The 14,103-nt window shown below is 44.8% G+C and carries 12 protein-coding genes; all 12 read left to right on the top strand.

Annotated features, from left to right (window positions below; translation table 11 throughout):
* Positions 1 to 2: 2 nt before the first annotated feature.
* The gene (gene flgC, locus K8B83_RS09035; RefSeq protein WP_223419639.1) at positions 3 to 419 is read left to right on the top strand and encodes a flagellar basal body rod protein FlgC; all 417 of its coding nucleotides are present in this window, start codon (positions 3 to 5) and stop codon (positions 417 to 419) included.
* 23 nt (positions 420 to 442) lie between these two features.
* Entirely contained in the window at positions 443 to 1,222 is a 780-nt protein-coding gene (gene flgD, locus K8B83_RS09040; RefSeq protein WP_188737237.1) for a flagellar hook assembly protein FlgD, read from the top strand.
* 59 nt (positions 1,223 to 1,281) lie between these two features.
* Positions 1,282 to 2,655 (top strand): flagellar hook protein FlgE, encoded by a 1,374-nt coding sequence (flgE, locus tag K8B83_RS09045; protein WP_223419642.1) that lies wholly within the window; start codon positions 1,282 to 1,284, stop codon positions 2,653 to 2,655.
* A gap of 247 nt (positions 2,656 to 2,902) precedes the next feature.
* Positions 2,903 to 3,646: a flagellar basal-body rod protein FlgF gene (gene flgF / locus K8B83_RS09050; RefSeq protein WP_188737233.1), complete on the top strand. Its 744-nt coding sequence runs from the start codon at positions 2,903 to 2,905 to the stop codon at positions 3,644 to 3,646.
* Positions 3,647 to 3,657: 11 nt separating this feature from the next.
* On the top strand, positions 3,658 to 4,446 hold the full coding sequence (flgG, locus tag K8B83_RS09055) for a flagellar basal-body rod protein FlgG (protein WP_188737231.1): 789 nt from the start codon (positions 3,658 to 3,660) through the stop codon (positions 4,444 to 4,446).
* Positions 4,447 to 4,455: 9 nt separating this feature from the next.
* Positions 4,456 to 5,133 carry a flagellar basal body L-ring protein FlgH gene (flgH, locus tag K8B83_RS09060; protein ID WP_188737228.1) on the top strand — a complete coding sequence of 226 codons (678 nt, stop codon included), beginning with the start codon at positions 4,456 to 4,458 and terminating at the stop codon, positions 5,131 to 5,133.
* A 10-nt stretch (positions 5,134 to 5,143) separates the two neighbouring features.
* Entirely contained in the window at positions 5,144 to 6,241 is a 1,098-nt protein-coding gene (locus tag K8B83_RS09065; protein WP_188737226.1) for a flagellar basal body P-ring protein FlgI, read from the top strand.
* A 17-nt stretch (positions 6,242 to 6,258) separates the two neighbouring features.
* Positions 6,259 to 7,395 carry a flagellar assembly peptidoglycan hydrolase FlgJ gene (gene flgJ / locus K8B83_RS09070; protein ID WP_223419645.1) on the top strand — a complete coding sequence of 379 codons (1,137 nt, stop codon included), beginning with the start codon at positions 6,259 to 6,261 and terminating at the stop codon, positions 7,393 to 7,395.
* Positions 7,395 to 9,317: a flagellar hook-associated protein FlgK gene (gene flgK / locus K8B83_RS09075; protein WP_223419647.1), complete on the top strand. Its 1,923-nt coding sequence runs from the start codon at positions 7,395 to 7,397 to the stop codon at positions 9,315 to 9,317. Before flgJ ends, flgK begins: the two co-directional genes overlap by 1 nt.
* Positions 9,318 to 9,327: 10 nt before the next feature.
* Positions 9,328 to 10,533, top strand: coding sequence for a flagellar hook-associated protein FlgL (flgL, locus tag K8B83_RS09080; protein WP_223419649.1), 1,206 nt, complete (start codon positions 9,328 to 9,330; stop codon positions 10,531 to 10,533).
* 240 nt (positions 10,534 to 10,773) lie between these two features.
* On the top strand, positions 10,774 to 12,315 hold the full coding sequence (locus K8B83_RS09085) for a flagellin (protein ID WP_223419652.1): 1,542 nt from the start codon (positions 10,774 to 10,776) through the stop codon (positions 12,313 to 12,315).
* A gap of 217 nt (positions 12,316 to 12,532) precedes the next feature.
* Entirely contained in the window at positions 12,533 to 14,071 is a 1,539-nt protein-coding gene (locus K8B83_RS09090; protein WP_223419654.1) for a flagellin, read from the top strand.
* The last annotated feature ends 32 nt before the right edge of the window (positions 14,072 to 14,103 follow it).

Below are 14,103 nucleotides of genomic sequence, written 5' to 3' on the forward strand. Positions count from 1 at the left end.
TCATGAGTTTATTTAATATCTTTAATGTTTCGGGTTCTGGTATGTCGGCGCAATCTGTCAGGCTCAATACCACCGCCAGTAACATTGCCAACGCAGATTCAGTATCAAGTAGTGTCGATAAAACCTACCGCGCACGCCATCCTGTGTTTGAAGCAGAATTAGCCAAAGCAAGTAGCCAACAAAATCAATCTCCTGGCGTGTCGGTCAAGGGCATTGTTGAGAGCGATAAACCTTTGATTAAAGAGTACTCGCCAGACCATCCATTAGCCGATGGTGACGGTTTTATATATAAGCCTAATGTCAATGTGATGGAAGAAATGGCCGATATGATTTCAGCATCGCGTTCTTACCAGATGAATGTTCAAGTAGCCGATGCAACAAAGTCGATGCTTCAACAGACACTGAGAATGGGTAAATAGTTTGATTTTTCAAGGAGGCCGCTATGAGCCTAATTAATTCTTACAGTCAGTCGTTGCCGCAGGTCTCTAGTAGTACGTCAAATACAAGCGCGGTCACTAAGAGCTCAGTACAAAGCACCACAACCATAACCGGTAACTCTTTTTTAGATTCGATTCGTTTACCAGAAGAAAGCGTAGTGCCTGAGGCAAATGATCAACTGCTAAAGCAAGAAGACTTTTTTGCTTTACTCAGTCAGCAGTTGTCTATGCAAGACCCTTTTGAACCTGTTGATAATGATCAAATGATTGCCCAAATGGCATCGTTTTCAACCGTTGATGGTATTTCAAACCTCAACGAAGAGATTTTAAACCTCAATACCGTGATGAGTTCAAGTCAGGCGTTACAAGCATCTGGTCTTGTTGGCCGTAAGGTGTTAATTCCGTCTGACACTGGCGCCATTTCGGCTGAAAGTTCAAGCATGAATGGTGTTATCAGTACGCCTTCTGCTATCGATACTATTTCAGTGAGTGTGCAAGATGCAACCGGACAGGTCATTAAAACCTTCACTGTCGATGGTAGTGCTGGCGGTAACATTGATGTGTCTTGGGACGGACTCGATAAAGATGGCTTGCCCGTTGAAGAGGGGTTGTACTCTATAAAGGCAAGTGGAAAAGTTGACGGTGAATCTCAAGATTTAGCCGTATCTACCTATGCTCATGTGAGTAGTGTGTCGTTAGGCACCACTGCAACAGGAGCTATTTTGAATTTGCGCGGTGTCGGCGGTATTAAGTTATCTGACGTACTCGCTGTATCTGAAACTTAACATTATCTGTGGTTTACGAAATAAACTTGTAGATTATGAATTAAACTTTGAGGTGAATTATGTCATTTAACATTGCACTGAGTGGTATTTCTGCCGCGCAAAAAGACTTAAACACAACAGCAAATAACATTGCTAACGTTAACACAGTCGGTTTTAAAGAGTCTCGTGCCGAATTTGCCGACGTGTATGCCAACTCGATTTTCTCTAACAGTAAAACGGCTGTTGGTGGCGGGGTGACAACCACCCAGGTTGCCCAACAGTTTCATCAAGGCAGTCTACAATTTACCAGTAACTCGCTTGATATGGCCATTAGTGGCGGCGGATTTTTTGTCACATCTTCTGGTGTGGGCACACAAGATTTGTCTTACACGCGTGCAGGTGCGTTTAAAGTTGACTCTGATAATTATATGGTCGATGCCGCTGGTAACTTTTTACAAGGTTTCCCTGTAGATGACGAAGGTAATTCAACCTCGGTTAGTTTAACCACCACCCAGCCTATCCAAATTCCTGACACTGCGGGTAGCCCGGTTAAAACTAGCCTTATTGAAATGCAAATGAACTTAAACGTGGGTGATGAAGCGTTAGACCCAGCTAGTTTTGACCCTGATAACTCAGACACTTATAACAACTCAACCTCAGTGACCATTTACGATTCACTTGGTGAGTCTCATATTATGACCACTTATTTTGTAAAACCCACTAACGCGTCACTTACAGGTGAAAGTAACTGGGTGGCATTTTATGCGGTAGATGGAGAGCCTGTAAGTGTGGATAGCGCCGGCACCTATAACATTGACGCTGATGGTGATGGTGCAGCGGACGCTACTCAAGCTACTGCTAGTGCAACAACCTCAGCTGGTGCCGCGTGGAATGGTTCGGTGATCACTTTTAACGACGTAGGTGCTTATACTGGTAGCAGTCCAAATCCAATCACAACCGTTACGCTTGGCTCTACTGGTGCCGGAGTATTGGATCCGGGCGCCGATGGCACTCAAACCATTGAAGTCAGATTTGATAACCCAACGCAATATGCATCACCTTTTGAAGTCACATCCCTAAGCCAAGACGGTATTACCGTTGGCCGTTTAACCAACGTAGGTATTGGCTCTGATGGCTTAATCACCGCAAGTTACAGTAACGGTTCAACCGTGCCATTAGCCCGCGTAGCGTTAGTGCGCTTTGCTAACGAGCAAGGCTTAACTCAGGTGGGTAACACGTCATGGAAAGCCAGTTTAGACTCAGGTGAAGCGTTAGCAGGTGAAGCTAACAGTGGTACGTTTGGTAGTATTCAGTCATCAGCACTTGAGCAATCAAACGTCGATTTGACCACAGAATTGGTTGATTTGATTTCAGCGCAACGTAACTTCCAGGCTAACTCGCGTACCCTTGAGGTGAACAACACACTAAACCAAACCGTGTTGCAGATCCGCTAAAAAATTAACCTAGTGTTACCGCTCTACAAGGTGTTGCCGTTGTCGGCAACACCTTGCCTGTTAAATTCTCCTCTCATTTATTTGCTGCAACTTTGTTGATTTTTTGACAGTTCGTTATCAACGCGTCTAATTTTTACCTATTTACATTCAAAAGCTTAAGTCTAATAAAACGCAAACAATACCTTTGGCACGATGCTTGCTTTGCTTTATGTATATTATTTTTGCAGAAAGTTTGACGGAGCAGCAAATGGACAAATTTCTTTATGTTGCCATGAGTGGCGCTAAGCAAGGCATGAACGCTTTGGCTGTGCGCGCTAACAACCTTGCCAATGCCAATACTGACGGTTTCAAGGCTGACATGACTCAAGCTCGCTCTATGCAGGCATTTGGCGAAGGTTTACCGAGCCGTGTTTTTTCAATGATTGAAAGCCCAGGTAGTAACTTTGAAAGTGGCCCAATAGTCACAACCGGCCGCAACCTTGATGTTGCCGTAAAAGGTGAGGGATGGTTAGCGGTTCAAGCAGCTGATGGCAGCGAAGCCTACACCCGAGCAGGCAGTTTAAAATTTGACAGTACAGGACTACTGCTTAACAGCAGCAACCGTCCGGTGATGGGCGATGCAGGGCCAATTGTATTACCACTGCCTATTGAAAAAGTCGAAATTGCCGCCAACGGGATTATTTCGGTGAGGCCACAAGGTGCGACCGCCGAGGTGATTGAAGAAGTCGCCCGGATCAAACTGGTTAACCCTGGTAATGATCAAATGATGCGTGGCGAAGACGGCTTGTTTCGTCTCATGGCGGGTGGTAATGCGCCAAACGACCCTAATGTTGAAGTAGAAAGCGGCGCGGTTGAAGGCAGCAACGTAAATCCTGTACATGAAATGGTTGCAATGATCGATATTCAGCGTCAATACGAGATGCAAGTCAAAATGATGAAGAACGCCGAAGAGATAGATCGCTCGTCGACTTCCTTGATGAGAATTAGTTAGGAGTAATTATTATGATTCCAGCGTTATGGATAAGTAAAACAGGTGTTGATGCCCAGCAAACTAACATCTCGGTGATTTCTAACAACGTGGCTAACGCCAGTACGGTTGGATTCAAGAAAAGTCGCGCGGTGTTTGAAGACTTACTTTATCAAACGGTTAATCAGGCCGGTGGTATCAGTGCTGACAATACAAAACTGCCTAATGGCTTAAACATTGGCGCGGGTACTAAAGTTGTCGCGACTCAAAAAATGTTTACCCAGGGCAGTATGTTAACCACCGACAACTCATTAGATTTAATGATTGAAGGTTCAGGTTTTTTTGAAGTACAAATGCCAGACGGTACAGCAGCCTATACCCGTAACGGTCAATTCAGCCTAGATGATACCGGCCAAATCGTTACCCCAGGTTCTGGTTATGTATTACAACCGCCAATAACAATCCCTGATGATGCGACAAGTATTACAGTGTCTGCTGAAGGTGAAGTGTCGGTGCAAATACCGGGCACCGCAGAAAGCCAGGTGATTGGCCAGCTCACCATGACCGACTTTATTAACCCATCTGGGTTAGATCCGCTAGGACAAAACCTCTACACAGAAACCGGTGCCAGTGGCACGCCTATTCAAGGTACAGCATCGCAAGATGGCCTAGGGTCAATTCGCCAAGGTGCGTTAGAAACCTCTAACGTCAACGTGACAGAAGAGCTAGTCAACTTAATTCAAGGTCAACGTATTTATGAGATGAACTCCAAAGTCATTTCAGCCGTTGATCAAATGCTGTCTTACGTTAATCAGAACCTCTAAGGAGTTATCATGATTAAATACCTAGCATTAACCTCGGTGGTGTTGTTGGCAATGGGTTGTAACTCAACCCCTAAAAAGCCGATTGCAGATGACCCTTATTATGCGCCAGTTTACCCAGATGCGCCGCCAACACAGGTGGCCGCAACAGGCTCGATTTATTTAGATACTCAGGCGTCGAGTTTGTACTCTGATATTCGCGCTCATCGAGTAGGTGACATTATTACCGTCACGCTTAAAGAGTCGACTCAAGCTAAAAAAAGCGCCAATAACGAAATATCTAAAGGCAGCAACCTCAGCGTTGAGCCGGTTTATGCCGGTGGTAAAAATGTGTCAATTAATGGCATACCGCTTGATCTCGGGTACACCGACAGCATGGACACCAAGCGCGAAGCAGATGCCGACCAATCTAACAGCCTCGATGGCAGTATTTCGGCAAACGTTATGCAAGTGCTTAGTAACGGTAACTTGGTTATTCGCGGTGAAAAGTGGATTTCAATCAATAACGGTGATGAGTTTATTCGCGTTACCGGCATAGTGCGTAGCCAGGACATCAACCCAGACAACACCATAGATTCAACCCGTGTAGCTAACGCACGTATTCAATACAGTGGCACCGGCACATTTGCAGACTCACAACAAGTGGGTTGGTTGAATTCGTTTTTCATGAGCAGCTGGTGGCCTTTTTAAGGAGTAATACATGAAAATCAAATTGTTGGTGTCGCTAATGACGTCGCTGTTAATTCTAACAGCCCCAGTACATGCCGAGCGCATTAAAGATATTGCCAATATTCAAGGCGTAAGAAGTAACCAGTTAATTGGTTATGGCTTAGTTGTTGGTTTACCTGGCACCGGTGAAAAAACTCGATATACCGAGCAAACTTTTCGCACCATGCTTAAAAACTTTGGCATTAACTTACCCGACACCGTAAGACCCAATTCAAAAAACGTGGCTGTTGTGGCTGTTCATGCCGACATGCCTGCGTTTATTAAGCCGGGTCAAAACCTTGACGTTACCGTGTCGAGCTTAGGTGAAGCCAAAAGTTTACGCGGCGGAACACTGATTCAAACCTTCTTAAAAGGGGTTGATGGCAACGTTTACGCCATTGCCCAAGGTAGCCTTGTGGTGAGTGGTTTTAGTGCCGAAGGGTTAGACGGCTCACAAGTGATTCAAAATACCCCAACTGTTGGACGCATACCCAGCGGCGCAATTGTTGAGCGCAGTGTGGCAAGCCCATTTTCAAGTGGCGATTTCCTCACATTTAATTTACGCCGTGCAGACTTTTCAACGGCTAAACGCATGGCCGACGCCATTAATGATTTACTTGGCCCAGACATGGCTCGCGCCATTGATGCAACATCAATTCAAGTAAGTGCCCCGCGCGATGCATCACAACGGGTGTCGTTTTTATCTACCCTTGAAAACATTGAGGTAGAACCAGCAGACGAGTCAGCCAAAGTCATTGTTAACTCACGTACCGGCACCATAGTTGTGGGCCAACACGTTAAATTATTGCCTGCTGCGGTGACTCACGGCGGGTTAACCGTCACGATTGCCGAAGCCACCCAAGTGTCACAGCCCAATGCGCTAGCTGGCGGCGATACCGTAGTAACCACCAACAGTACGATTGATGTGTCAGAAAAAGATCGTCGTATGTTTATGTTTAATCCAGGCACCAGCCTTGATGAGCTTGTAAGAGCCGTTAATTTAGTGGGCGCCGCACCATCTGACGTACTTGCCATACTCGAAGCATTAAAAATGGCAGGCGCTTTGCATGGTGAACTTATCATCATCTAAAAATTGTCGGTATGACTATGGAAAAGCTGTCAAATTCATCGAACTTTCTGGATCTAGGAGGACTAGATTCACTTCGTGTCCAAGCCCAGAAAGACGAGAAGGGGGCACTTAAAGAAGCGGCAAAGCAATTTGAAGGTATTTTTATTCAAATGCTGATGAAAAGCATGCGTGATGCCAATGCCGCGTTTAAGTCAGACAGCCCGATGAACAGCCAAACCACAGAGTTTTTTGAACAAATGCGCGACCAACAAATGTCGGTCGACTTGTCAAACAAAGGCATGCTAGGCCTTGCAGAGCTTATGGTGCAACAACTTGACCCTAATAACAGCCCTGTTACGCCTGCGTCGGTATTACGTGGCGACAGTGACAACAAAGTTAACCCTAGCATGTTTGTGCCACAGCCAAGCGAGCTTGATCAAGACACGTTAGACAGCATTTTACCAGCACAGCAAGTGGCAACGTCACATCATGCCATTAACCAAAACGAAATGGCGTCGGCTATGCCACAGCAACTTGCCAGTGTATTACGTGGCGAGCAATTAGCTAGCCAATCATTTGCAGATAAACAAACTGCAAAACCGACTACAGCTGCAATCAGTGCTGGCAGTAGTTTGCCGCAAGAGACCAACAAACTTAAGCAAAAAGGTGAGCCAGTCAGCGAATTTACCAGCCCACAGCATTTTATTTCTGTGTTATATCCGCATGCTGAAAAAGCCGCCAAAACATTAGGTACATCGGCAGAAGTGTTAATTGCTCAGTCTGCACTCGAAACCGGATGGGGTCAAAAAGTGGTTCGCCGTAACGACGGCACAATGAGCCACAACTTATTTAATATTAAAGCCGACAAACGTTGGCAGGGCGAAAAAACCTCAGTTAACACCCTAGAGTTTGAAAAAGGCATCCCGGTGCAGCAAAAAGCAGACTTTAGAATGTACGACGACCTCGAACAAAGCTTTAGCGACTTTGTGTCGTTTATTGGCCAAGGCGATCGTTATGAAGACGCCCGCAAAGTGGCAGCAGAACCCACGCAGTTTATTCGTGCCCTGCAAAAGGCGGGTTATGCCACCGACCCACAATATGCCAACAAGGTCATTAACGTGATGAAGTCGGTAAAAGAAGGCCTTAAATCCGTATTACCCCTGGAGACTAAATAATGTCGATTGATCTACTCAGTATCGCACGCACGGGTGTTATGGCATCTCAGTCTCAACTTGGGGTAACCGGTAATAACATCGCCAACGCAAATACCGAAGGTTACAACCGCCAAACGGCCACGCAGGCCACGTTACAATCGCAACGTATTGGCGATAGCTTTTATGGTACAGGTACGTATGTATCTGACGTTAAACGTGTTTACAATGAGTTTGCCGCGCGCGAGTTACGCATTGGCCAAACCAGCATGAGCGCGGCAGAAACCACCTATTCAAAACTCAGTGAACTAGACGAGTTGTACGCACAAGTAGGCAGCATGGTGCCTAGCAGTATTAATGAGTTTTTTGCCAGCATTAACAGCGTGGCAGACTTACCAACAGATTTAGGTATTCGTAGCAGCGCCTTAGGTACTGCTGAGCAACTGGCTATCAATATTAATCAAATGCAATCGCAACTTGATAATCAGGTTAAGCAAACCAACAGCCAAATTGAGTCAGTTACCACCCGAATTAATGAAATCAGCAAAGAGCTGGCTAACATTAACCTAGAGTTAATGAAGTCGCAGCAAGACAACAACGAGATTTTAGACAAGCAAGATGCCCTTATCTTAGAGCTCAGTGAATACGCACAAGTGAACGTGATCCCATTAGATACAGGTGCTAAATCAATTATGCTTGGTGGCTCTGTTATGTTGGTGTCGGGCGAAGTGGCCATGAGCATGGGGGTGACGGCTGGCGACCCGTTCCCCGCAGAGCCTCAGCTAACAGCATCCATTAGTGATAAAACATTAATTGTTGACCCAAGTAAATTAGGGGGGCAATTAGGTGCCTTGTTTGATTATCGCGACGACACCTTAATACCAGCAAGTAACGAGTTAGGCCAGTTAGCGTTAGGCGTAGCCGATACCTTTAACCAAATGCAATCAAGTGGTTTTGATTTAAATGGCGAAGTGGGCAGTGATATTTTTCGCGATATTAACAGCTCGTTAATGTCATCTGGCCGTGCTGGCAGTTATTCAACTAACACCAGTTCTGTAGCTTTGTCAGTCAATATTGACGACGTGGGCGCACTATCTGGTAGCAGTTATGAGTTAAGTTACACCACAGCTGCAGGCTATGCATTAAAAGATAATCAAACCGGTGAAGTATCAACCCTGACACTATCGGGCACCGAACTTACCAGTAGTGCAGGTTTTACTATTAATATCGCAAATGGTCCAATTGCTGATGGCGATAAATTTGAAATCCGCCCAACAGCAGGTGCTGCAACGGGTATCAGTGTCGTCATGACCGACCCTAAAGGCATTGCCGCTGCAGGGCCAACCTTAACCGCTGACTCAGAAAACTCGGGCAACACCACAATTAGCTTAAACAGCATGGACTCAAGCGCCACCGGTTTTCCGGGTACTGCAACGGGTTCATCAATTACGTTTGCGATTGATACCGCCGCCAATACTTATCAAGCATTTGACAGTGCTGGCACTTCATTAGGCGCAGGCACAATTACCAACAACAACATCAATGCCTTTGGTATGGACTTTGACATTAGCACTAGTGGCACCGCTGTTAATCCAGAGACCTTTACTTTCGATCTCGCCTTTGCCGAAGGTAATAACAGCAACGCAGTTGAAATGGCCAAATTGTCGGACGTCAAATTAATGAACAACGGCACTGGCACCTTAACTAGCGTATTTGAAAACACCAAATTAGATATTGGTAGCCAAACTAAAGCGGCAGAAGTGCGAGTTGACTCGGCAACGGCTATTTATCAGCAAGCCTACGACAGAGTGCAAAGCGAGTCAGGCGTTAACCTAGACGAAGAAGCCGCCAATTTATTGCGCTTTCAACAGTCTTACCAGGCCGCCGCGCGCATTATGTCTACCGCGCAAACTATTTTTGACAGCTTGTTAAGCTCGGTTCGTTAGGAGATAAGCCATGAGAATTTCTACCGGACAAATTTTTCAGCAAAGTACCAACAGTATTTTAGAAAAGCAGTCTGCCACTAATAGCATTATGGGGCAGATCTCCAGCGGTAAAAGAGTCGAAACCGCAGGCGACGACCCAGTAGCGGCCATTGCGATTGATAACCTTAAGCAAAGGAACACCCTGGTCGATCAATTTGTTAAAAATATCGATTACGCCACCAATCATGTTCAACAAACCGAAAGCCAGTTAGGCCAGGCCGATGATTTAGCCGCCAGCATGAAAGAATCTATACTACGTGCAGCAAACGGCAGCATGACTTCCGCAGAGCGGCAAGTGATTGCCGATGACATGCGTCAAAGTCTTGAACAATTAATGTCCATCGCTAACACCAAAGACGAGTCGGGCAATTATATTTTTGGCGGCACTAAAACTAACGATATTCCATTTGCGTTCGACAATAACGGTCAAATTGTTTACAGCGGCGACTCAGGTATTCGTAAAAGTAATATTGCCACCGGCGTACAGGTGAACACCAATACCCCAGGTGATGCCGCCTTTATGAACGCGCCCAATGCAATGGGTGATTATGGCGTCAATTATTCGTCGTTACAACAAGGTGACTTTGTGGTGACCAGTGCCAAAATCATTGATTCGACAGCCTATACGCCTGGTACTTATAGCGTTAGTTTCGCCGACGACGGTGCGGGTGGGCTTAATGTTTCAGTGACCGACAGTGCAGTTCCCCCGGTTACCACGGTAGCGGCTTTTGACGCATCGCAGCCGGTCACCGTTAATGGTATTGCTATTAATATCGATGGCGAGCCACAAGCTGGCGATAGTTTCAGCATTGATGAAGTGGCACAAGTCAGTATTTTCGATACGTTCAGCAAGGCTATCGCCTTATTTGAAAGTGGCGAAGATACACAAACTCCGGCAGGGCAAGCAGAGTTGGCACAACTATTGAATAATTTAGACAGTGGTGTCAATCAAATGAGTCAGCAGCGCAGCTACACCGGCAACAGCTTAAAAGTGTTGCAACAGTACAGCGACAATCACACTGACGAAAAGATTATTAACACCTCGGCATTATCGAAGTTAGAAGACCTAGATTTTGCCTCAGCGATTACCGAGTTTGAAAAACAGCAGTTAGCGCTTAATGCGGTATCAAGTTTGTTTACTAAAGTCGGCACGCTCAGTTTGTTTGATTATATATAACACGTTTACCCAGGCTTTTAATGATGGTTTTCTATTGACCCTAAATTAACAGCTTGTAGTTCGAAGCATATGCTTAAAGTAACTTAAGCGTAAAAACTGTAGCGCAAAACAACTGGCTTGTTAGCTGTAAAACTACAGTTATTGGGCGCTAGTTTTAAAAATACACATTAAACAGTTTACATGATTAACCGTTTAGCCAAGCTCCGAGTCTTGGCGTTTAACTAAGAAGAGGATTTACATATGGCTATTTCAGTTAATACCAACGTCACATCGATGAAAGCGCAAAACAATTTAAATGGCGCGAACAGCAAGCTTTCTATGTCAATGGAGCGTTTGTCTTCAGGCCTTCGTATCAATAGTGCAAAAGATGATGCGGCTGGTTTACAAATTTCAAACCGTTTAACCAGTCAGATTAACGGTATCGGTGTCGCAATGCGTAATGCTAATGATGGTATTTCGATGGCGCAAACCGCAGAAGGCGCCATGCAAGAGTCAACCAATATTTTGCAGCGCATGCGTGATTTATCATTGCAATCTGCTAACGGCTCAAACTCTGCAGAAGACCGAGCAGCAATGCAAAAAGAGATGTCTGCATTACAGACGGAATTAACCCGTATTTCTGATACAACCTCCTTTGGTGGGCAGAAATTAATTGATGGTAGTTTTGGTACTAAGTCGTTTCAAGTTGGTGCCAACTCGAATGAAACTATTTCAGTATCATTAAACAGTGTATCGGCAGACAAAATAGGCCTTTCAGGCAAAGCTTTATCAATGACTTCTGTTTTGTCGGGTTTTGCTGGGTCAAGCACAACAACAAAAACATTTGCAGCTGCTGATTCCTTGGTGATGCAAGCTGGCCCTAATAGTAAAACTATTTCACTAACAGATGGTATGAGTGCAGCTGATTTAGCTGGACAAATCAACAGCACAGAAGGTGTTGTTGGTGTAAAAGCTTCAACTTCAGCGTCAGTCTCTGTTGGTGCTAACACCACAGGAGGTGATGCTATTTCATTAGATGTGGATGGGGTTCAAATCAGCTATGCCACAGTAGGCACCACGACAGCTGCTCAAAGTAATGATGCATTATGGGCGGCTGTGAATAATACTACAACAGCTGAAACCCTCGCTGCTCAGAATATTGTTGCTACGCAATCTGCCGCAGGTGAAGCAGTAATTTTCACCAAAAGTACTGGTGAAAATATGTCAATATCCGCTTCAGTAACTGGTGGTTTAGTTGATGGCGCTGCAGTTACAATCCAAGGGTTAGAGAATGATAAAACAACATCCGCAGGCTCGGCGATAACTGCTACTGGAGGGATATCGACTTTAGGAAAAGCAAGTGCATCAGTGACGGGTAATCTAGATTTTACAGATGCCGTCATTGACAGTAAGTATGCAACAGCCTCGTTAACTGCTACAGGAGCTTTGAGCGGTGGTGGTGCTGGAGTATTAGGCGCAACTAAGCTAAGTACTATCGAAGATATCGATATTGGCACTGCTGGTGGAGCTCAAAATGCGATTGATGTGATTGATGCTGCTATTGCAAATATTGACGATCAACGCTCAAGTTTAGGTGCGGTGCAAAATCGCATGAGCTTTACAATCAGTAACTTGAGCAATATACAATCAAATGTATCTGATGCGCGTAGTCGTATTCAAGATGTTGACTTTGCTTCTGAAACAGCTGAGTTAACTAAGCAGCAGATTTTGTCGCAAACATCATCGGCTATGTTAGCCCAGGCAAACCAAATCCCTCAGACAGCATTGTCATTGTTGGGATAATCAACCTTACAGAGTTAATACAACTACAAACAGGCCGATAGGCCTGTTTTTGTTTACTGATTTACAAAGAATTTTTATGTTAGTAAACGGAGTTGCAAAATTAATCTAAATTTGTCCTAAAGGTTTTTTCTTCCACGCCGTTACAGTGTATGTAGAAAATAAACTTTGCCTGACACAATTGACAGGCACTATTTAAGTTAGGTAGAGGGCAATAATTATGGCTATTTCAGTAAACACCAATGTCACATCAATGAAAGCACAAGGTAACCTAAATAGTGCTAACAGTGGCTTACAAACGTCTATGGAGCGTTTATCTTCAGGTCTTCGTATTAACAGTGCTAAAGATGATGCTGCAGGCTTACAAATTTCAAACCGCTTAACTAGTCAAATTAACGGTATCGGTGTTGCAATGCGTAATGCCAATGATGGTATCTCGATGGCGCAGACCGCCGAAGGTGCGATGAGTGAGTCAACCAACATTTTGCAACGTATGCGCGATTTATCTCTTCAATCTGCTAACGGTTCTAACTCAGCAGAAGACCGTGCGTCGATGCAAAAAGAGATTAGTTCTTTACAGACTGAGTTAACTCGTATTGCAGAGACAACGTCTTTTGGTGGGCAAAAATTGATAGATGGCAGCTTTGGCACTAAATCGTTTCAAGTCGGTGCTAATTCGAATGAGACTATTTCAGTATCATTAAGTAATGTGTCGGCAGATAAAATAGGCCTTTCAGGCAAAGCTTTATCAATGACTTCTGTTTTGTCGGGTTTTGCTGGGTCAAGCACAACAACAAAAACATTTGCAGCTACTGATTCCTTGGTGATGCAAGCTGGCCCTAATAGTAAAACTATTTCACTAACAGATGGTATGAGTGCAGCTGATTTAGCTGGACAAATCAACAGCACAGAAGGTGTTGTTGGTGTAAAAGCGTCAACTTCAGCGTCAGTCTCTGTTGGTGCTAACACCACAGGAGGTGATGCTATTTCATTAGATGTGGATGGGGTTCAAATCAGCTATGCCACAGTAGGCACCACGACAGCTGCTCAAAGTAATGATGCATTATGGGCGGCTGTGAATAATACTACAACAGCTGAAACCCTCGCTGCTCAGAATATTGTTGCTACGCAATCTGCCGCAGGTGAAGCAGTAATTTTCACCAAAAGTACTGGTGAAAATATGTCAATATCCGCTTCAGTAACTGGTGGTTTAGTTGATGGCGCTGCAGTTACAATCCAAGGGTTAGAGAATGATAAAACAACATCCGCAGGCTCGGCGATAACTGCTACTGGAGGGATATCGACTTTAGGAAAAGCAAGTGCATCAGTGACGGGTAATCTAGATTTTACAGATGCCGTCATTGACAGTAAGTATGCAACAGCCTCGTTAACTGCTACAGGAGCTTTGAGCGGTGGTGGTGCTGGAGTATTAGGCGCAACTAAGCTAAGTACTATCGAAGATATCGATATTGGCACTGCTGGTGGAGCTCAAAATGCGATTGATGTGATTGATGCTGCTATTGCAAATATTGATGATCAACGAGCAGACTTAGGTGCGGTACAAAACCGTATGAACTTTACCATTAGTAACTTAAGTAACATTCAATCAAATGTAACCGATGCTCGTAGCCGTATTCAGGATGTTGACTTTGCATCAGAAACTGCACAGTTAACTAAGCAGCAGATTTTATCGCAAACCTCTTCTGCGATGTTAGCTCAGGCTAACCAGATCCCTCAGACTGCATTGTCACTACTGTAATAGACGCTCAATATAGCAACTACTATTAATAG

Source organism: Shewanella inventionis (assembly GCF_019931735.1).
In the GTDB taxonomy this organism is placed as follows: Bacteria; Pseudomonadota; Gammaproteobacteria; order Enterobacterales; family Shewanellaceae; genus Shewanella; species Shewanella inventionis.